Below are 18,771 nucleotides of genomic sequence, written 5' to 3'. Positions count from 1 at the left end.
TTCTTAATCATATCCGCAAAGAAGTTGGAGGCGACCCCATCGGGCCGGCTCTTCATTTATATCAGGGCGCGACGATTAATAATTGTTCAAATCAATTGATGTATCAGCTTGATCCGGGGTCAGATTTTACATCAAAGGTTTGCTATGGCGTTTCTAGGTATTTCGGGGATGCAATATTCCGGGGAAATGTTTGCCGGTGCGCGTATTCTTGTCGCGGAAGATTCCAACGTATTCACCTCGATGATCAGCAAACGCCTCAAGGAGCTGTTCGACATCGATGTCGAGATTTGCCGCAGCTTCGAGGATCTGCAGGTTTCCTACGACAAGTCTGCCGATCCGATCACGCTGGCGATCTCGAACATCAACCTGCCCGGCGCTGAAAATGGCGAAGCGCTCGAATATCTGGTCGATCTCTCCATACCCACAATCGTCTTCACCGGCACCTTCCATGAAAAGATGCGCGATAAGCTGATGGCCAAGGATATCGTCGACTATATCCTCAAGGACAATATCTTCGCCGTCGACCTGCTGGCGGAATCGATCTGCCGCTTCCTCACCAATCATCGCCACCACGTGCTGATCGTCGACGATAGTGCGACTGCGCGCGCGCTGCTGTCGAGCCGGCTGAAGCGCTACAATTTCCGTGTCAGCGTCGCCGAGAGCGGCGGCAAGGCGCTGGAAATCCTGAAGGCCAACCGTGATATCGGCCTTGTCATCACCGACTACAATATGCCCGACATCGACGGCTTCGAGCTGACGCGGCGTATCCGCGCCAATATCGGCTCGCACGAGCTGCGCATCATCGGCGTTTCCTCCTCTTCGAACCGGCTGCTTTCGGCACGATTCCTGAAGGCCGGCGGCAATGATTTCATGCTGCGTCCCTTCATCGACGAGGAGTTCTACTGCCGCGTCAACCAGAACCTCGATACACTGCTGCAGATTCAATCGATGCGCAAGGAGCGGGCGGTTGCCTGACGGCTCTTCCAGTATCGGTATCGCCAGGGGGCCGGATATCACGATCGGGGACAGTCGCAGGATTTCTGCAATTACAGGTAATGTTGCCGTTATTTGTCCCCTTCACGCGCACACGCCTCTCGGTTATCGTCCCCGCCGGGGAACGGGCCGAGTCGAGCCCATCGGACGCATCGGGGAGTAGCGGCTGTGGCTTTTCAAGCGGATTTCCAGCGAGATGGCATCGGGCTGCGCTCCGGCGGGCTCAAGATACTTCTGGTTGAAGATTCCCGGATGTTTTCCGCCGTGCTCTGTCATCGGTTCCAGACAGAACTCGGCCTTGCCGTCAAATCCTGCCCGTCCCTGAAAGCTCTTCGCAAGGAACTTGCCGACGACGGTCACGGCTACACCATGGCCGTCGTCGACCTCAACCTGCCGGATTCGCCCTATGGTGAAGCGCTCGACTGCACGATCGAGCACGACATCCCGGCGATCGTCTTCACCGCGACATTCGATCTCAACACGCGCAACAAGATTATGGAGCGCAACGTCATCGATTACGTGCTGAAGGACAATGAATTCGCGCTCGACAATCTGGTCGCCACCGTCCGGCGGGCGATCTCCAACCGCAAGACGCGGGTGCTGGTCGTCGACGACGTCGTCTCGGCGCGCCAGGTGCTCGTCGACCTGCTGAAGGCACAGCAATATCTCGTCGTCGAGGCGAATTCCGGGCTCGAGGCGCTGGCGGCGCTCGAGGCCTACAGCGATATCGAACTCGTCGTAACCGACCACCATATGCCCGATATGAGCGGCTATGAGCTGACGCGGCGCATCCGCCATCGCTTCGGTTCGGACAGGCTGCGTGTCATCGGCGTTTCCTCGTCCAACGACCGCATGCTTTCGGCGAGTTTCCTCAAGGCCGGCGCCAGCGATTTCGTCTATCGGCCCTTCGTTGCCGAGGAGCTGCAATGCCGCATCGCCAACAACGCCGAAACGCTGGCGCAGATGCGGCAGCTGAGGGCGGCGGCGGCCTGCGATTACCTGACTGGTCTCTATAACCGCCGCTATTTCTACGACAACGGCCCGAAGCTGGTGAATGAGTGCCTGCGGCTGAAGGTGCCGAGTTCCGTCGCCATTCTCGATATCGACCATTTCAAAAGGCTGAACGACACCTATGGCCACGAGATCGGCGACAAGGTGCTGAAGGCTGTCGCAAACAGGCTGTTTACGATCTTCGAGGGCAGCGACAATCTTCTGTCGCGGCTCGGGGGCGAGGAATTCGCCATCCTCTTTCCGCAGATGGATTCCGCTGCCGCCACCAAGCTCTGCGACGAGATCCGGTCGGACATTTCGCGGCTGAAGGTCACGGCCGACGACGAGGAACTTGGCGTCACAATTTCGATCGGCATCGCCGAGATCGCCGGTTACGAGACCTTTGAGAATTACCTCAACGCCGCCGACCAGTTCCTCTACATGGCCAAGCATAGGGGCCGCAACCAGGTCTATTCCGACGCCAAGATGACGGAGGAGGCGGCGCAATAGCGCGCGCCTCATCTCTCAGCTCGCTTATCCGAAACGCGAGCTGAAATGCGTCGGCGGTGCCGGTGGCGTCGCGTTGGGCTTCGTTTCCAAAAACCTGTTGACGATGGCGACGTGGAACAAAATGCTCGAGCCGCAAGTTTAGTGGATTCAACCGAAAAACGGAGGATTCATCATGCAAGTCAGGGAAGCCATGACGCGCGACGTTCTGGTCGCTCGCCCCGACCAGTCAATCCAGGATGCCGCACAAATGATGGCAGACATTGACGCGGGTGTGGTTCCGGTTGGCGATCGGGACCGGCTGGTGGGAATGATCACGGATAGAGACATTGCCGTCCGCGCCGTTGCCCGCGGCAAAGGGCCGGATGCCAAGATTGCGGATGTGATGACTGCCGATGTGAAATACTGCTTCGAAGACGATGATGTTAATGACGTGCTTGAGAACCTCGGCGATCAACAAATTCGTCGCCTGCCGGTTGTCAATCGCGACAAGCGGCTCGTCGGCATCCTGTCGCTTGGAGACATCGCGGTGACATCCAGTGATGGTGCCGCAGCATCGGCACTTTCCCACATCTCCAGGCCGGGCGGCGCACATTCCCAGACCGGTGGCGCGAGAGGCTGAAGCGGCACGGGAAAAGCCAATGCGAATCCAAGCTGCATTGATCTTTGCGATGGTCGCATTTTCGAGTTCAAACGTTATTGGACAGACAAAAGAACAACCGTCGGCCGACTCGGAACGTTGCACTGCATCGCCTGCAGATCAAAACAATCAGTCGGCAACGGGGGACGCCGGGAAGGCGGCCAAGGACAGTTCGCTTTCGCAAAAGATGGACGATTGCAATGGTGTACTGAAGCCGCCCCCGACCGGGGACAGCGATTTCAGCAAGCCCGCGCCTGAGGAAGGCAAGACACCGGTCATTCGGCCCGACGATCTACCCGGGCAGCAACAACCGAAGTGACGTTTTTGCTGCCTTTAGACCGTTGCTTGGTCCAAGTGGCCGGCGGCGACGACCTTTCTTAATGTCTCACGCGGCGACCGCCTGCCTTGCCGTCGCCATGGTCATCTTGCGCTCGGCGCGCTCCTGCTGCGGTGAGCGGTGGTAGAGTTCGCGATAACACTTGGAGAAATGCGAGGCTGAGACGAAGCCGCAGGCGACGGCAACCTCGACGACGGGCATCGAGGACTGCACCAGGAGGTGGCGCGCACGGTCGAGGCGGATTTCCAGATAGTAGCGGGCCGGCGAGCGGCCCATCTCCTGACGGAACAGCCGCTCGATCTGGCGGCGCGAGAGGCCGGCGCCGTCAGCGATCTCGATCAGTGACAGCGGCTCGGCGAGATTGCCTTCCATCAGCTCGATGATCGACAGCACCTTGGCGTTCTGCACGCCGAGGCGGGCGCGCAGCGGCAGACGCTGGCGGTCGTGCGGGTTGCGCACGCGGTCGGTCAGGTGCTGCTCGCAGATGCGGTTGACGAGGCTTTCGCCGAAATCCTCGCCGACGAGGTTGAGCATCATGTCGAGCGAGGCGGTGCCGCCGGCGCAGGTGTAGAGATTGCCGTCTATCTCGTAGAGATCGGCATAGACCTCCGCCTGCGGAAAGGCTTCCGAAAAGCCCGGCAGGTTTTCCCAGTGGATGGCGCAGCGCTTGCCGTTCAGGAGACCGGCCTGGGCAAGCACATGCGCGCCCGTACAGAGGCTGCCGACGGCGACGCCGCGATTGTAGCATTCACGCAACCAGGCATTGACCGACTTGTTGTTGAACTGCTCGACATCGATGCCAGAACAGACAAGCACCATGCCCGGCCGGTTTTCGCCGCCGAGATGACGGCGCTCCTCGGCAAGCGAGGAATTGGCCTCGACGCCGATGCCGCAGGAAGAATAGACCTTTTCTCCATCGACGGAGGTCAGCCGCCAGGTATAGGCCTGATAGCCGAGCATGCGATTGGCGATGCGCAAGGTGTCCACGGCCGCCGAAAAGGGCAGCATGGTGAATTGCGGTACCATAAAGAAGACTACCGAACGCTTCTTGATCTGCATCCTGTTCATAGCGAAATCCATGCTCGAGGGACGATGACACATTCGTCGCGTGGAATGCGTCGCGCCGATGTCCTGAAAGCGACACTGGCATGGAAAAATGCGGCCGGAAAGAGCAAATATGCGACATAGCCCGCGATTTGGCCGGTCAGACTACCGGAATGGCCGCGGATAGGGCAGATGACGGGCTGATAGACGGCTGAAATTCAACGCTGAAAACAGATCTAAAACACGGGGCAAGAGACGAAAAAGGCGGCGTTGCACATAGCAGACGCCACCCCTTATCTTGGGCGGAATGTCGCATTCATTACATGGTCCGGTGTTTGCTGTCGTCCGTGCTCGGCCAGCCGATGTCCTTGCGAATGTCGAAGGGCATGGCTTCGATTTCGCGGGCCGTCTGCCAGCGCGTCCAGGCGAGCGCGAGCTTACGGGCATAATGTGCCAGGTCGAAGCGGCTTGCGCTGGAGGTGAGGGACTTACCACCACCGCGATAGGTGAGCGTGGTCATTTTCCGGTTCCTTTCTTGGGCCAGGGACATGGTCGTCATTGGGAGGTTCGTCCATGTCCATGATCCTAATATGGGCTTTGAAAACTCATCATTCCAACGAATAGAACTTATGGATAACATCAGAGATATTGAATGATCGCGGTGCGCCCGGCGGTCGGTGGCGACACCATTGTCGTCTGTTCCCGACCTTAATCCCCGGGCTTTTCATGCAGGGGGACAGTAAATCCACCGCTGAGCACGATGCCGAAAACCGAGCGGCTTTCGGCGCTATTTTTTGATTTAAATGCGGGTTCAGATTTTTGGGCCGGCCGGCCCCAAATCCGCATCTAATGCGCGGCGGTCGGGGTGATGATGCCAAGATTGCCAAGCCCGCTGACGACCAGTTGGACTGCGACTGCGGTCAGCAGAATGCCGAAGACGACCTCCGAGACGATCAGACTGGCAGGCTTCATGCGCTTGGCGAGCGCGTCGATATTGGTAAACACCACATAATCCAACGCAGCGACGATCAGGATCAGGCCGATGACGAGTGCCGCGCTGGCAATCGAGACGACTTCGCCGGAGGCGATGATGACGACGGTGATGCCGACAGGATTGAGCAGGTAAGGGACCGCAAGCGGAAAGACGGCGATCTTTTCGGGATCGACGGGCGCCGCAATATCGTCATGCGGCTTCTCTGTTGGTCCTGATGCCATTTTGATCGCGATCAGCGCGAGGATGATTCCGCCGGCGACGGCGACTGCGCCACCCGTGATATGGAGAAGCCGCATCAGCAGAGCGCCGGTGGCAAAAAGGATCAAGGCTGTGACCACTGCGACTAAAACCATCTGGCGGCCGATGCGCGCCTTGGTTTCGGTATCGAAGGCATGGGTCTTCTCCAGAAAAGGCACCAGGGCGATCTTCGGCCCCAGGCCGACCAGAAGCAGCAGGAGAAGTTTTCCGACGAGTGCGGCATCGATGACTGTGAAATCCATGGAACGTACCCTCTGAATTTTGTGACCTGGAAATCGAGGTCCTCCCCACTCGGGGAGGGCGGGCGACGAACCTAACGAGCTGGCAGTTTTTCTGCCGGATCGCTCAGCGCGGGCAAACGTCCCAGAAGCCCGTCGTCTTGACGGGCGAGGTGTAGTACCAGCATTGACCGGACTGCGGCGGCGTGCCTGCCAGTGAAACGGCGGCAGCTCCGGCGACGAAGCCGATGGCAGCACCTGCGGCGATTGCCGTACCCGGGCGCCAGTAGCGGCGAGGGGCGACGACCACGACGCCGCGCCGGACGGGCGGCCGGACGGCGGGACGGGTGCTTCCGACTGCAGCGCATCCGCGCGGTCCGCAGGCCGCAGCACCGCAGCCTCTCGGGCCGCATGCCGCTACGCCGCGACGGGCTTCGGCGGTGGTAGGAACGAGGACGGGTGCGCAGACCGTCATGATGACGGCAAGTGTCGCCAGCATGTGCGTAGGGATAACCAGGATCTTCATTTCATTTCCTCCAATTGCTCTCGTGTGTGTTCATTTCCTCGAAGATTCCGCCCTCAGGCCGGGTCTGCGGCTGCAGCTGCGTTGTGTGCTGCGAGCGTCTGCTGGGCAGCGGCTGCGACAGCGTCGTCCTTGCCGCCCGAGACCTGAACTGTGGGCACGGCGAGCTTGATGCCGTTTTCGTTGAACGCCTCATGGATCATCCGCAGAGCTCGACGCTTCAGCGTGAACTGCTGGCCGGGAAGGGTCATGACCTTCATGCGCAGGAGCAGGCCAGAGTCCCCCAGGCTGTCGATCCCCTGCATCTTCAGCGGCTCGAGCGTCGTCGGTTTGAACTCCGGATCCTCGAACAGCTCCAGGCCGATCTTCTTGATGATCTTTCGGGCCTTCTCGATGTCGGAATCGTAGGTGATGGTGATCGTCATCTTCTCGATCGCCCAGTCACGGCTCATATTCTGGACTGCTCCAAGCTCGCTGAAGGGCACGATGTAGACCGCGCCGCGCTGGTGCCGGAGTTTGATGGATCTTAAGCTGAACGACTCGACGGTGCCCTTGTAGCTGCCGCTTTGGATATATTCGCCCACTCTGAAGGCGTCGTCGAGCAGGTAGAACATCCCGCTGATCACGTCCTTGACGACAGTCTGCGCCCCGAAGCCGATCGCGACGCCGACCACGCCAGCGCCCGCGATCAGCGGACCGATTTCGACCCCCAGCGATGACAGTGCCATCATGATCGCGATGGCACTGAAGAGGATCATGAGGAAATTGCGAAGGATCGGCAGCAGGGTTCTGAGACGTGTGCGCCGCCGCTCCCGCTCGCTGCCGATTTCGAGGACGGCTTCGGTGTCGCCGAGCTTGCGGTCGATGAGGACTTTCACGACGTTCCAGGCGAGATCGACGACAAGCAGAATGATCCCGGCGCTGAGAAGGCCACGCACGAGGCGTAGAAGCGGCGAATCTTGCATCGTCATTTGCGTCAGCCTGATATCGAGCGCATCGGCAAGCAGGATGATGGCGCCGACGATCAGCGCCGCTCTGATGCCGCGCTCCACGATCACCGAGACCACAGTGCCTTTCTTATGGCCGCCCTCTTCGTCCGTGGAAGAGCGCAGGATATTGTCGACCGACGCTTTGGTGAGGGCGATGGCGCCGGGCAGTGCGGCGCAAACCACCGCGATCCAAAACAGCTTCATGGCTCCCACAACCCACAGCAGCCAGACGCCGGCGAAGTAGACCGTCCAGAGCCAGTTCCGCGCCCGCAGTCCGATCCAGCTGGTCTGGCCGGCAGACAATTGGGACGGACGTCTCCAGACGGCTTCGATGCCGATGACGAGGAGCACGAGCCCGAGGCAATAGGCCACGAGTTGCCGGGCCGGGTCGGAAAAGCCGAGCGTGCCGAGCAGTCGGATCGTCACCCAGCCAAAGGCATACCAGCCGACCAGGTAACCGAGGCGTTTTGCCCAATGGCCGGCGGCGTCCCTCGTGATCGGCACGACACGAAACCGGTTTTCTTCCTCGGCCTTTGGTGCCAAAAACACCTCGAAAAGAGCGCTCGCCAGACGGAAGATCACGATCGCAAAGAGGTATCCCACGACCATTTCCCTGATAACAGGCGGCCATTGGAACATCAGGAAGAAGCCGATGCTGCCGAGGCCGAAGGAAAGGACGTAACATGCCGCCCACAGAAGCCTCGCGGCCAGTGCGATCATCCTCTCGCGAACCGTGGCAAAGGGTGCCCGCGCCATCCATGAGCGCCAGCCGGCGCTGATCCACCAGAACAGCCATTGCGCGGCCAGCCCGACGGCGACGAAGGCAGCGACCAGGAAGATCGGCCGCGTCCCGCCGTTCGCCTGGATGTCCTGGTCGAGTATGGCCGCACCACGCATCGTCTCCAGGGGAAAAGACTGGATGGCGCCGAGAAGACTTGAGGCATGGGCACGGAATCGCATCGTGAATTCCGAGAATGAAGGGTCTGCGTTCCGGGTTTCCAAGGGCGGTTCCGCCGCGGTCTTGGCTGCTTCCGACTGCTGCTGCAGGAAGCGTTGGACGTCAGGATCCGAGAACATGCCGATAAAGCGCTGGACACTTTCTGGCTGTGGGCTCGCAGGCGTCACGTTCTGCGCCACAGCAATCGACGCACAAAGGAGAACGGAAGCCAGGGCAACCGCCGTGAGAAGTGGTTTAAACATGCGGATCTTGGAAAGTAGGGGCATTGTTTATCCTGATCTCTATGAATGTCAATTTGCCGGTTCCTGAACCGTTATTGCCTGCACGACTCCTTCGATCGGCCTGCGGCGGAGCACTCGGATGCCTTCGGCGGCGTACCCACAGGACCGCGCCCCGATGAGCTGCACGACCTCAGGCGGTTCCGCGAATTTTCCGTGGTTCAGCCTGTCGCCCGCCTTGACCTTGGTGAGATCGGCCATCGCGACAACTTGTGCTCACTGCTGTTCCTCGTAGCCACGTCAAGTTTGAGCAGGCCTCGACGCCGCGCGCTATGGCTGTCGAAGTCGGCACTAAGGCGAGACTATGCGAAGATGAGATGCCTTACCCGTATGATCGGGTATGTTACGGTCGGGGAGGCAGCATCAGCGGGGTTGCAGATCCGAGGTGTCGGCGGTCGACGCCATTGCATTCGGATCGGGCACGGTCATTCCCGCCTTGCGAAGTCCTTCGATCAGACGGTCGCGATCTTCAGGCTGCATGTTGCGCATTGCGAGTTCCGTTACAACGTTCGGCAGGAAGTCAGGACGCATGCTGACGAACACCTGTCCTTCCCGCCGGGCTTCGTCCATCATGCCTGCCTCCGCATAGATGATGGCGGCGACAACATGGAAGAGAGGGAACTTCTGCATGTTCGCCTGTCTGATCTCCAGCACGGCGGTGTGGTTGTCGCGGAGCATGTAGGCGGCCAAGGCTCGCGTTCCATGGTGGAAGCCGCCACTTCCTGGGTTCAGAGCAATGGTCTGGTCCAGAAGGTCTGCTCCGCGCTGCCACTGGCCAGCGATCGCAAGCCGGGTTCCGAACTCGCCCATCAGTTCGGTGTCGTTGGGGTTGGTGGCGAGCGCCTGCTCGCCAACGCGAAGTGATTCAGCAAGCTGCCTGTCGAAGAACAGCGCCGTCATCAGCGCTTGAAGTCCGCGCGTATTGTTCGGATCGATTTGCGTTGCGCGCCTGGCGGCATCGAGTGCACGCTGTATGGCTGTATCCTGGCCTGCTGTCGGATTGAACTTGTACCGGTCCTCATCGAGATAGACGATCGACAGCATCGCCCAGGCGGTCGCGTATTTCGGAAACCGCGCCAGTGCAGCCTCGAGGCAATCCCGGACGCGCGCATGCGCTTCGGCGCTCAGCTCCGAGCGATAGGCATAGAAGCGCAGAGTGCACTCATACGCACCGATATCATCAGGCGGCGGACTGGCGGAGTCGATCTGTGCCATGACTCCGTAGGGTTGGGCGATGGTAGTCGCGACCTTTCTGGCGACATCCGTCTGGATCGCAAACAGGTCCCCCGATGCGAGATCGTTGTCATAATACTCCGACCAGAGGATCTCGCCGTCCGACGTATCAAGCAATCTGGCCGTCACACGAAGGCGCTTTCCCGACGTGCGGACACCGCCGGCAAGGAGATAGCGTGCGCCGAATTCGGCCCGGATCTTCGATGCGCCCACATCCGCCGGGAGTGACTTGGACGTTTCGCGACCGAAGACCTTGATCTCCTTGAACCGTGGCAGGATGGTCATCAGTTCCTCGGTGAGGCCGGCAGTGTAGAGCTGCGCCTCCGGCCCTTCGCCGAGATTGGCAAAGGGGGCGACCACGAGGGCCGGGCGATTGGGCAATAGGCTTGCGGCGCGTTCGAGCGACGGAGCGGGAGATCGCGCCCCGATCCAGTATAGCGAAATAGCCACTGCAGCGAGCGCAGCAGCACTCGGCCACAAGACCCGCGTTGCGCGCCACCAGCGTCCGGAACGGACCTCAGAGGCCGATGTTTCGCCAGTGTCTTCGCCTCCAATGTCGACCGATGCCGGACAGAACCAGGCGAAGGTTGGAACATACCCGCCTTTGGGAATGTCGATCCTGACGCGGTCATGCTGCCCGGCGACGAGATAATAGCGCTCAAGCGACCGCCGCAGCCGTCCGGCCTCGATCCTGACCACCGGATCGTCCTGGGTGAAGCCGGGATCCCGGCCGAACACCTCGATGGCGATCGAATAGGCTTTGATCCGACTGCCCCGGCCCTCGAGGGTTTCCGAGACGACATAGCGGAGAAACGTGGCGGCGCGACCGACGCCTGGAAATTCAGGGCTGGAGACGACACGTTCCAGTTGTTCCCGGATGTCGTCGGCGTGAGGCGCCGGCCTTGAGGAAATGGGTGCCGCAGACCCCTCTGCTGGTATGGACGTCAGCATGTCTGTCCCCAATCCCCCATGGAGTCATATCACTGCCAGACCGTATGTTACGGTAACATACTCCACGAACCGATCGTCGTCCATGAAGATCGGGATCTGGCACACGTTGCAGTAGCGAAGTCTCGAATGCAGGTAAGGAGTGAACCATGGACGAAGGCGTGACCGCAGTCCGTCGGCAGTTTCCAGCCAGGATCAAGGCGATCGACGACCTCTCTGCCCGCAATGAGGACTTTCGGGAAATCTGCAGGGACTTTGCCGACGCCCAATCGGCGCTGGAGAAGTGGAACCTCTCAACCGATCTGAAGCGCGACGAGCGTGTCGCCGAATACCGGGAGCTGATCGCAGAGCTTTCCAAGGAGATAGAGGGCGCACTCAACGACGCCTCGGTACCGCCTCCGGCTCGCTGATGCACGCGACGAGGCCGGTGGCAGGCCATCGAGAGGCGTATGTTACGGTTACCTACTTGCGTTCCATCGCCGGGTAACGACCATCGCGACAGATGTCCGGCGCTGAAACTTTGCGCTTCCACGAAACGAAACGCCTCCGAAGGATATTGCCGTGGTTTCCGAAAACTTGGACGAGCCTGCCATTTCCACAACGCCTCGGAATCCACTCCGCAGGATAGCGCTCATCGTCGTCCTGCTGGCGCTCGTCCTGTTCGTCCTCTCCATCTTCATGGAACGGCGCACGCCATCGACCTCGCAGGCTCAGGTCCAGGCCTATATCGTCGGCATCGCGCCCGAAGTCACCGGCCGGGTGGTGGAAGTGGGCGTTGCCGACAATTCGCGGGTCGAGGCCGACCAGGTTCTCTTTCGTATCGATTCCGAGCGCTATCAACTCGCCGTCGACGAGGCGGAAGCTGCGCTTGCAAGCGTCGGCCAGTCGATCGGGGCATCGACTGCATCAGTCGATGCCGCACAGGCCAAGCTCGTCCAGATGCAGGCGGACAGAGACAATCTGCGCGACCAGTATGCGCGGGCCACCGAACTCGTGAAGCGCGGCGTCTTCTCCAGAGCCCGGTTCGATACCGCCAAGTCCGCCTATGAGCAGGCGGAAGCTTCCGTCTCAGGGGCGCAGGCCGACCTTGCTAAGGCGAAAGAGCAGCTCGGCCCAGCGGGAAACGATAATCCGGAACTGCGTGCAGCTCTTGCCGGATTGGAGAAGGCCCGGCTCGATCTGGTGCGAACGATCGTCCGCGCGCCTTCGGCCGGCGTCGTCACCAACCTTCAGCTGACCATCGGCAAGGTGGTCTCAGCCGGCCAGCCGGCGATGACCTTCATCGACGCCGGCACCATCTGGATCAGCGCGGCATTCAAGGAGAACAGCCTGGAGAAGGTCGCCGTCGGCAACAGAGCGGAGATCCTTTTCGACGCGCTTCCCGGTCGACTGTTTCCAGCGACAGTCGAGAGTGTGGGCTTTGGCGTATCGCAAGGCAGCACGGACCCGAACACGGGATTGCCGACGATCAGAAGCGATACCGGCTGGGTTCAGGAGGCACAGCGGTTTCCAGTGCGCCTCATCATCGACGAGGCGCAGAGGCCCAAGGGCGGCGGCGTGCGCTACGGCTCGCAGGTGACGGTCGTCATCTACACCGGCGACAACCCGGTCACCAATGCCTGGGGATCACTCTGGATCCGCATCATGTCGGTATTGACCTATGTCAACTGACAGGAGCCCTGCGATCGAGGAACAGAAACGCAAGGGGCTGCGGGTCGCGTTCGCAGTCTCCATCGGCTTCACGCTGGCAGTCTATGCGGGAGCTATCGTGCCCTTCCTCGGTCCGCTCTTTGCCGCCCAGTTTCTGCTCGGTAGTTCGCGGCCCATGCCGCTTGCGAAGACGGTTGGCGCGGCGATGGTCATGCTGATCGCCGGGATGGCGATGATGGTTCTGACCGACGTCCTCGGCGAGCGTCCCGCACCCTTCCTTCTGGTCCTGGGGTTGACCTATTTTGTGTGTTTTGCCGCGCAGTCGACGGGAAAGGGAGGGCCGGCCGTCTTTCTCGTGCTCGTCGTCGCGATTATCGTGCCTCTGCTCGGCATCCTCAACAAGGAACTCGCCAACTCCATCCTGTCCATCCTGGTCGCCGGGGTGTTGTCGGGCACGGTTCTGATGTGGTTTGCCCATGCGGTCTTTCCCGAGCCGTTCTCCCCACAGATCGAGGCCGCGCCGATCGAAGAGCGGCCGCCGGCCTTGGGTCGGGCACTGGCCAACACGGTCATCCTTCTGGGCTCCGTCGTGATTTGCCTGACGAGCGACAACCTGACCGCTGCGGCGGTCATTCCGATAACCGTAGCGTCGCTGCTCGGGCAGCTCGACGTTGCCGCGAGCGCGCGGGCGGCGATCGGGCTCGTGCTCGTCAACCTCTTCGGCGGCGTGCTCGCCTCCGTTGCGTATGCCGCGCTATCGCTGCGCCCCAATCTTTTCTCGATCTTCCTCATCGTTCTCATCGTGGTCCTCCTCATCGGAGGGCGCGCGGCCGCCCGCTCGAAGGACGCACCGATATTTGCCGGCGCTCTGACGACCTTCCTGATTCTGTTCGGCCTCGGGGTCTCGCCTCTGCCCGGCAGCGCCGCAGAATCCTTCGCCACCCGCATCGTCTATGTCGCAGCAGCCTTGATCTACGCGCTGCTGTTTGCCGTCATCCTGTGGCCGCGGACGGGGGAAACGAAGAGGATATCGGCATGACTCAGGCGTTCTCTGAGAGCACCTTATCTTGAAGACGTCGGCTGCCTTGAGTTCCTCGATGTTCTTGGCGTTAGCCGCTTCGGCGGCTTCAGCTGACGCCACCCAGAGAACAGAAGACTTCATCAATGTCCGCAAGCACTGCGAACTCGCCCATCTGTGGAAGGATCCGCCCGACCCCAATGGCTTCAGCGAATGCATGAAAGAAAGGCGCTATCGCCTCCATTTCTCGCCGACCTGCCAGACCGGGAGCCGCAGGGCGCAGTGCTACGACCTGCAGCGCTGACTGCCGATGCGTTAGCATCAGGTCTTTGCTTGCAACCGGGCACGGAGGAACTGCCGCCCGTTACCAAGACACTCATTGTTCCCTCCTTTGCGAAGGCTGCCTATCAGGTTGCAGCCTTGATACATTCCGGCTGCGGTAGTCGTTGCGTTGCACGAGCATTGCGAGCGTACGATTGGAAAATGCGGCATTTCCGGTCACTTCCGGGCCGAGCCACGGCGGGCAGGGAGGTTGATCGCTTTCGTCGGCAAGCTCGATTTCTGCGACAACCAATCCGTCGTGGACGCCACTGTAGACGTCTACCTCCCAAAGGCAGCCACGATGGTTCACCTCATAGCGGGTCTTATCCACCACGCTCGTTGCAAAGGCGATCATTTCGAGGGCATCGGCATAGGGAATCTCATATTCGAACTCCTCGCGCCGCAGGCGCGCGGTCCGGAGTTTAACGGTCAGGACGGCGTGTGCCTTATCGATGATCCTGACCCGCACGAAGCGGTTTTTCCTCGCCAGCAGATAGCCCTGGCAGAATGCTGCGCCTTTGGAAGCGTGGTCCCGCCAGCTATCGTTTACGACCAGATATTTTCGCTCAATCTCTGCGGTCATCTTGCCCTCCTTTGTCGTTCCGTACCACAACGAACCTCAATGACGGTGCTTGACGGACTTCCCGACCAGGCCCCGCTGTCCGATCTTTAGAATTGAGTATGCAGGTGCAGCCTCCCTCCTGCCGGATCGGGCCGTCGATTGCGGCATGCGGATCCAGGACATCCGGAAGGGAAGATTGCTATGGCTTTAGGTCGCGAGCTTGTCCCGACGCCCTGAGCTCCTTAAGTGTTTTACCCAAACAACTTCCGCCGATTGGTTCACCCAACGCTTTGGCTGTCCCGCCGACCGATATCGTTCCGGCAAGCTTGCTCGGGTTGATGTAGGTGGCCATACCATCTGCATCCAATCTCGTGAAATAGAAGGCTTGGTGCAGGCCTTTATATTCGCAGGTTATGACCATCGGAAATTGTTCGAACGGCTCGGCCGCCTGCGCTCGCGAAACGGATATGCCGGCCAAGGGAAGAATGCAGGTAATGGCGACAGACAGCACACGGATCGATGGATGGATCATCCCACACTCCTGTTGATTGATGACATCACCGCGCCGGACAGCCGGTGCTGTTCCGGGCGGGCCTTCCTCCTGAAATTGCGGTGTCGTTCCCGCGCGGCTTCGATTATTGCATCTGCTCGGCGACCACATCCGGCACAACATGCCGGATGCTTTTGTCTTCGACGTAGTCAGCGGGCGGCTTTTGACGTTTTCCAAGGTCCGGTGCGTTGAACTTCATCGTTTCGTACGGAATCGACTTCAGGATGTGCGAGATGCAGTTGATGCGCGCGCGCTTCTTGTCGTCCGAGGGCACGATCCACCATGGGGCGTGCTGGCGGTCCGTCGCCCGGATCATCTCGTCGTAAGCAACCGTATAATCCCACCACCGTTGGTACGACTCGACATCCATCGGGCTGAGCTTCCACTGCCGCAGCGGATCCTCGATCCGCCGCCTGAAGCGCCGATCCTGTTCCTTCTCGCCGACTGTCAGGAAGTACTTCAGCAGGGTGATGCCGCTTTCGACGATCGAGGCTTCAAAACCGGGAGCCAGCTCGAGAAAACGCCGGGCCTTTTTCTCGGAGCAGAATCCCATCACCCGGTCGACGCCGGGGCGATTGTACCAGCTGCGATCGAATATGACGATTTCACCCGCGGCGGGCATATGTGCGAAGTAGCGCTGCATGTACATTTGCGTCTTTTCGCGATCGGTCGGGGCCGGCAGCGCGACCACGCGAAAGACCCGTGGACTGACGCGCTCGGTAATGCGCTTGATCATCCCGCCTTTGCCGGCAGCATCCCGGCCCTCGAAGATGATCACGATACGAGCGCCCGATTTCTTCACCCAGGACTGCAGATGCGCGAGCTCGACCTGAAGTTTTACGATTTCCTTGTCGTAGTTCCAGGACTTCTTGCCTTTCTTGTCGTCCACTTCTGTGTCGTCGTCCTGCCGTTTGTTCATCGCTTCCTCCATGACCCTTTACTGATGACCTCCGGCCAAAGGCCGGTCGCTTCCTTCCCCCAGGCGCGCGGCACGCAGCGCGTCCTCCGTGTCGCCAAAGAACTTTCCGGCTCCGATGCCATCGACTACACCGGCGCGGCCCAGCAGCTCCGTGACCTCGGCGTTCAGGTGAGCCACGCCGAAGACGATGCCCCGCCCGGAGAGGTTAGCCTGCACGGCATCAAGTGCTGCGGCCCCGGTGCTGTCGATATGCGCAATGGCGCTGGCGTCGAGGATGAACCAGCGTGTTTCGGCTGGCAGGCCGTCAGCGACGGTGCGCAACCGGATCCGGACATAATCGGCGTTGTAAAACAGCAGATTGCCCTGGACGAGACATATGGCGATGCCCGGAATGCCCCGGGCCTCCGGAAAGCGCTGCATGTCGTAGAAGCCATCGCGTCCGGCAATGCGGCCGAGAAGCGTGTCTTTCGGAAACATCGTCTTGCGCAGGAGATAGATCAGGGTTGCGGCGATCGCGACGATGACGCCGTTCAGGACTCCGAAGCTGATGGCTCCGAACATGGCGATGAGGGCGAAGACGAACTCAGCGCGGCTGATGTGCCATATCTTTCTCAACTCGCTGACGTCGATCAGGCTGATTGCGGCTGCCGCCAGGATCGCCGCCAGGGCAGGGATCGGCAGGATGCGCAGGGCGCCATTCAAGAACAGCAACGCCGCCATCAGGGTCACGGCGGAAACGAGACCGGCTGCCTGCGATCTGCCGCCGACTGCAAGATTGATCGCTGTACGCGAGTCGGACACGGCGATGGGAAATGAACCAAACAGACCGGGGGCGATGTTCGCCGCGCCCAGCCCGATCAGTTCCTGGTTGGCGTCGACCTCCTCGCCGGAGCGCGCCCCAAAGCTTCGTGCGGCGACGATACTCGAGCCAAAACTGATCAGAAAGACGGCTGCCGACCCAAGGACGATGCTGTCCATGGGCATTTGAGAGAATGCATGGAGGGAAAATGACGGCAGCCCGGTGGGGAGATCGCCAACGACGCGGATGCCTGCGGCTTCAAAGTTGAAGATGGCGGAGAGAATGACGGAAACGACGACGACGACGACGGGTCCCGGTACAGGCAGCCGTGTGGCTTTCACGATCCACAACAATGCGAACATGGCGAGGCCGAACAGCAATGTCGGCCAATGGATCAAGGCACTCTTGCGAATGATCTCGGCAATCGGCGGCAGGAGTCCGTCGGACTCGATACGCACCCCGGTAAAGCGGCCGATCTGCCCGACAAGGATGGAGATGGATACGCCGGCAAAGAAGCCGACCAGAATCGGGCGGGATAGAAAGCTTGCGAGGACACCCAGCCGCAGCAGCCGTGCTGCAAAATAGAAGGCTCCGACGCCGAGCGCCAGGGCAGACGCGATCGCAACCGGATCGGCTGATGTGCCGGCAGGCTGCGCGGCGATGACAGTTCCTATGACCGCCGCGAGAACCGCCATGGTCCCGGCGTCCGGCCCGACCACCAATAGCCGCGACGGCCCGAACAGAGCGTAGGCAACGGGCGCGACGATACTCGCATATATCCCGGTTTCCGGGGGGAGGCCGGCGATGGCGGGATAAGCGATCGCACTCGGCAGGCCGACAGCTGCAATCGACAGCCCCGCAGGAATATCGCTTCGCAGCCAGTCCGCGCGAAATCCCTCCAATCCCCTGAATATCGGCATATGAAAACTTTGAAGCATGCCACTCCCCCCGGAATTCATTCATCTGCTGAAGCGAACTCAGGCTGGCTACCAGTGGGGTAGCCTCTGATCGCTCCAGACTGGGCGCAGCTTGGGCTTTGACGAAGGTGGTCTTGCCAGCAGCATCAGCCGAAGGGTTGACCGCGGGCGCTGATGCGCCGGCCGAACCTATGGCTGACGAACCGCATAGTTGCGCAGCGGCCTAGCCGACTGGTGCCTCCCAATTCAGGAAGAAGCCGATGTCGCCCGGCATGCCGCCCGGAAAACTGATGACCATCGCTTTCAGCTTGTAGCCGTGAGGCCGGGCGACCTCGACGAAAAGATCAAATATTTCCTTGGCTTTTCCTTGAAGCGTCGTCGGCCACTCCGGCCGGGCACTGTTGATTGCACGGCCGCTATCCGTGCAGAAGCTCGACGGAAAGCTATAGACCATGGCCTCGGATTTGCCGTCGGCGGCTGCCTTCATGACGACGCGCCTGATAATGTCACGTTCCTTGTCGCCGACGTGTTTGCGGAAGAAGTCGTCGACGAACTCCGCGTGTTTTTTTGCTTCACGCGCTTTGACTTTGTCATCACGCTGCATTTCTACCAGCTGCAGTTCCAGAGCTTTCTGTCTCAATTCTTCCGCGCTAAGCATCTGAGGATTTGATTTTTCACTTTCAGCCATGACGTTCCCTCCCAGTGGTCCAAGGCCAAGACCAAATATTACAGCATCGATAAGTCAAACTAGACCATATGATACTGTAGGTTCTGGTTACCTACAGCCTGCCGATATTTTAGCCGTCAACACCCTCCTACTGGGATGAGTATGCGGCATGAGCGAAATGCATGAAGCAGGAGCGTGTCGGCTCCATCTCTCATTGACGTGCCAAACGGGGGCGGCAGGGCACCGCGCCGAGATGGAACGTTAGGCACCGGTTTCGAAACCGGGGTAGAGCGTTATTCCGCCGTCGATATAGATCGTCGCTGCGACGATGTAGTCGGTGAAATCAGGCGCAAGCCGCACCGCCGTCCGGCCGATCTCCTCCGTCGCGCCGATGCGCTTGTACGGAATGAGCTTCATCAGGTCGGCATAGTTTCCGAGGTTCGCCACGCGCTGGTCTT

20 protein-coding genes and 1 pseudogene are annotated in these 18,771 nt (G+C 60.3%); 8 read left to right on the top strand and 13 right to left on the bottom strand.

Going from position 1 to position 18,771, the window contains the following annotated elements; all coding sequences use genetic code 11:
- The first annotated feature begins 144 nt into the window (after window positions 1-144).
- From HFO99_RS03815 to HFO99_RS03800, 4 genes are all read left to right on the top strand, one after another.
- Window positions 145-975, top strand: a complete 831-nt coding sequence (locus HFO99_RS03815; protein ID WP_222249839.1) for a response regulator — start codon at window positions 145-147, stop codon at window positions 973-975.
- 186 nt (window positions 976-1,161) lie between these two features.
- The gene (locus HFO99_RS03810; RefSeq protein ID WP_011652402.1) at window positions 1,162-2,493 is read left to right on the top strand and encodes a diguanylate cyclase; all 1,332 of its coding nucleotides are present in this window, start codon (window positions 1,162-1,164) and stop codon (window positions 2,491-2,493) included.
- A gap of 172 nt (window positions 2,494-2,665) precedes the next feature.
- On the top strand, window positions 2,666-3,112 hold the full coding sequence (locus tag HFO99_RS03805; protein WP_064250889.1) for a CBS domain-containing protein: 447 nt from the start codon (window positions 2,666-2,668) through the stop codon (window positions 3,110-3,112).
- Window positions 3,113-3,131: 19 nt separating this feature from the next.
- On the top strand, window positions 3,132-3,449 hold the full coding sequence (locus tag HFO99_RS03800) for a hypothetical protein (protein WP_222359374.1): 318 nt from the start codon (window positions 3,132-3,134) through the stop codon (window positions 3,447-3,449).
- A 66-nt stretch (window positions 3,450-3,515) separates the two neighbouring features.
- Here HFO99_RS03800 and HFO99_RS03795 read toward each other — a convergent pair whose 3' ends face one another.
- From HFO99_RS03795 to HFO99_RS03765, 7 genes and pseudogenes are all read right to left on the bottom strand, one after another.
- Window positions 3,516-4,535: a GlxA family transcriptional regulator gene (locus tag HFO99_RS03795; RefSeq protein WP_003540607.1), complete on the bottom strand. Its 1,020-nt coding sequence runs from the start codon at window positions 4,533-4,535 to the stop codon at window positions 3,516-3,518.
- A 295-nt stretch (window positions 4,536-4,830) separates the two neighbouring features.
- A complete protein-coding gene (locus tag HFO99_RS03790) occupies window positions 4,831-5,031 on the bottom strand; it encodes a hypothetical protein (protein ID WP_222336103.1) in 201 nt (66 codons plus the stop codon).
- Window positions 5,032-5,357: 326 nt separating this feature from the next.
- Complete coding sequence (locus HFO99_RS03785) at window positions 5,358-6,005, bottom strand: MarC family protein (protein ID WP_222336102.1); 648 nt, start codon at window positions 6,003-6,005, stop codon at window positions 5,358-5,360.
- A 103-nt stretch (window positions 6,006-6,108) separates the two neighbouring features.
- The gene (locus HFO99_RS03780; RefSeq protein ID WP_222359372.1) at window positions 6,109-6,507 is read right to left on the bottom strand and encodes a hypothetical protein; all 399 of its coding nucleotides are present in this window, start codon (window positions 6,505-6,507) and stop codon (window positions 6,109-6,111) included.
- Between the two features lie 53 nt (window positions 6,508-6,560).
- Window positions 6,561-8,717, bottom strand: a complete 2,157-nt coding sequence (locus tag HFO99_RS03775; RefSeq protein ID WP_222359370.1) for a mechanosensitive ion channel family protein — start codon at window positions 8,715-8,717, stop codon at window positions 6,561-6,563.
- A gap of 47 nt (window positions 8,718-8,764) precedes the next feature.
- A pseudogene (locus HFO99_RS03770) lies at window positions 8,765-8,936 on the bottom strand (alpha/beta hydrolase); the annotation flags it as partial.
- Between the two features lie 156 nt (window positions 8,937-9,092).
- The gene (locus HFO99_RS03765; protein ID WP_222359369.1) at window positions 9,093-10,913 is read right to left on the bottom strand and encodes an adenylate cyclase; all 1,821 of its coding nucleotides are present in this window, start codon (window positions 10,911-10,913) and stop codon (window positions 9,093-9,095) included.
- A 146-nt stretch (window positions 10,914-11,059) separates the two neighbouring features.
- Here HFO99_RS03765 and HFO99_RS03760 point away from each other — a divergent pair, with 146 nt between their 5' ends.
- The 4 genes from HFO99_RS03760 (at window position 11,060) to HFO99_RS03745 (ending at window position 13,882) form a co-directional block, all read left to right on the top strand.
- Window positions 11,060-11,320: a hypothetical protein gene (locus HFO99_RS03760; RefSeq protein ID WP_222249846.1), complete on the top strand. Its 261-nt coding sequence runs from the start codon at window positions 11,060-11,062 to the stop codon at window positions 11,318-11,320.
- 151 nt (window positions 11,321-11,471) lie between these two features.
- Window positions 11,472-12,581: an HlyD family secretion protein gene (locus tag HFO99_RS03755; RefSeq protein WP_222301390.1), complete on the top strand. Its 1,110-nt coding sequence runs from the start codon at window positions 11,472-11,474 to the stop codon at window positions 12,579-12,581.
- Complete coding sequence (locus tag HFO99_RS03750; RefSeq protein WP_222359367.1) at window positions 12,571-13,599, top strand: DUF2955 domain-containing protein; 1,029 nt, start codon at window positions 12,571-12,573, stop codon at window positions 13,597-13,599. Before HFO99_RS03755 ends, HFO99_RS03750 begins: the two co-directional genes overlap by 11 nt.
- A 28-nt stretch (window positions 13,600-13,627) precedes the next feature.
- Complete coding sequence (locus HFO99_RS03745; protein ID WP_261322980.1) at window positions 13,628-13,882, top strand: hypothetical protein; 255 nt, start codon at window positions 13,628-13,630, stop codon at window positions 13,880-13,882.
- 72 nt (window positions 13,883-13,954) lie between these two features.
- Here HFO99_RS03745 and HFO99_RS03740 read toward each other — a convergent pair whose 3' ends face one another.
- From HFO99_RS03740 to HFO99_RS03715, 6 genes are all read right to left on the bottom strand, one after another.
- Window positions 13,955-14,482 carry a CYTH domain-containing protein gene (locus HFO99_RS03740; protein WP_222249849.1) on the bottom strand — a complete coding sequence of 176 codons (528 nt, stop codon included), beginning with the start codon at window positions 14,480-14,482 and terminating at the stop codon, window positions 13,955-13,957.
- Between the two features lie 178 nt (window positions 14,483-14,660).
- Window positions 14,661-14,993 carry a hypothetical protein gene (locus HFO99_RS03735; protein ID WP_064250879.1) on the bottom strand — a complete coding sequence of 111 codons (333 nt, stop codon included), beginning with the start codon at window positions 14,991-14,993 and terminating at the stop codon, window positions 14,661-14,663.
- Window positions 14,994-15,096: 103 nt separating this feature from the next.
- Window positions 15,097-15,942 (bottom strand): polyphosphate kinase 2, encoded by an 846-nt coding sequence (gene ppk2, locus HFO99_RS03730; protein ID WP_222249850.1) that lies wholly within the window; start codon window positions 15,940-15,942, stop codon window positions 15,097-15,099.
- Between the two features lie 6 nt (window positions 15,943-15,948).
- The gene (locus HFO99_RS03725; protein WP_222359365.1) at window positions 15,949-17,667 is read right to left on the bottom strand and encodes a SulP family inorganic anion transporter; all 1,719 of its coding nucleotides are present in this window, start codon (window positions 17,665-17,667) and stop codon (window positions 15,949-15,951) included.
- 202 nt (window positions 17,668-17,869) lie between these two features.
- Window positions 17,870-18,334, bottom strand: a complete 465-nt coding sequence (locus HFO99_RS03720; protein WP_222359363.1) for a hypothetical protein — start codon at window positions 18,332-18,334, stop codon at window positions 17,870-17,872.
- A 240-nt stretch (window positions 18,335-18,574) separates the two neighbouring features.
- Entirely contained in the window at window positions 18,575-18,760 is a 186-nt protein-coding gene (locus HFO99_RS03715) for an SDR family oxidoreductase (RefSeq protein WP_222336092.1), read from the bottom strand.
- Window positions 18,761-18,771: the final 11 nt, after the last annotated feature.

Source organism: Rhizobium leguminosarum, from assembly GCF_019798305.1.
GTDB classification, from domain to species: Bacteria; Pseudomonadota; Alphaproteobacteria; order Rhizobiales; family Rhizobiaceae; genus Rhizobium; species Rhizobium leguminosarum_U.
The sequence above is the reverse complement of the archived record's forward strand: the minus strand, read 5'-3'. Positions and strand labels throughout refer to the sequence as shown.

Coding starts and splice junctions, on each gene's coding strand:
- HFO99_RS03750 (WP_222359367.1), top strand. CDS start 12,571: ATGTCAACTGACAGGAGCCCTGCGATCGAGGAACAGAAACGCAAGGGG.
- ppk2 (WP_222249850.1), bottom strand. CDS start 15,942: ATGGAGGAAGCGATGAACAAACGGCAGGACGACGACACAGAAGTGGAC.
- HFO99_RS03795 (WP_003540607.1), bottom strand. CDS start 4,535: ATGAACAGGATGCAGATCAAGAAGCGTTCGGTAGTCTTCTTTATGGTA.
- HFO99_RS03815 (WP_222249839.1), top strand. CDS start 145: ATGGCGTTTCTAGGTATTTCGGGGATGCAATATTCCGGGGAAATGTTT.
- HFO99_RS03800 (WP_222359374.1), top strand. CDS start 3,132: ATGCGAATCCAAGCTGCATTGATCTTTGCGATGGTCGCATTTTCGAGT.
- HFO99_RS03775 (WP_222359370.1), bottom strand. CDS start 8,717: ATGCCCCTACTTTCCAAGATCCGCATGTTTAAACCACTTCTCACGGCG.
- HFO99_RS03785 (WP_222336102.1), bottom strand. CDS start 6,005: ATGGATTTCACAGTCATCGATGCCGCACTCGTCGGAAAACTTCTCCTG.
- HFO99_RS03765 (WP_222359369.1), bottom strand. CDS start 10,913: ATGCTGACGTCCATACCAGCAGAGGGGTCTGCGGCACCCATTTCCTCA.
- HFO99_RS03780 (WP_222359372.1), bottom strand. CDS start 6,507: ATGAAGATCCTGGTTATCCCTACGCACATGCTGGCGACACTTGCCGTC.
- HFO99_RS03725 (WP_222359365.1), bottom strand. CDS start 17,667: ATGCTTCAAAGTTTTCATATGCCGATATTCAGGGGATTGGAGGGATTT.
- HFO99_RS03740 (WP_222249849.1), bottom strand. CDS start 14,482: ATGACCGCAGAGATTGAGCGAAAATATCTGGTCGTAAACGATAGCTGG.
- HFO99_RS03790 (WP_222336103.1), bottom strand. CDS start 5,031: ATGACCACGCTCACCTATCGCGGTGGTGGTAAGTCCCTCACCTCCAGC.
- HFO99_RS03735 (WP_064250879.1), bottom strand. CDS start 14,993: ATGATCCATCCATCGATCCGTGTGCTGTCTGTCGCCATTACCTGCATT.
- HFO99_RS03760 (WP_222249846.1), top strand. CDS start 11,060: ATGGACGAAGGCGTGACCGCAGTCCGTCGGCAGTTTCCAGCCAGGATC.
- HFO99_RS03805 (WP_064250889.1), top strand. CDS start 2,666: ATGCAAGTCAGGGAAGCCATGACGCGCGACGTTCTGGTCGCTCGCCCC.
- HFO99_RS03720 (WP_222359363.1), bottom strand. CDS start 18,334: ATGGCTGAAAGTGAAAAATCAAATCCTCAGATGCTTAGCGCGGAAGAA.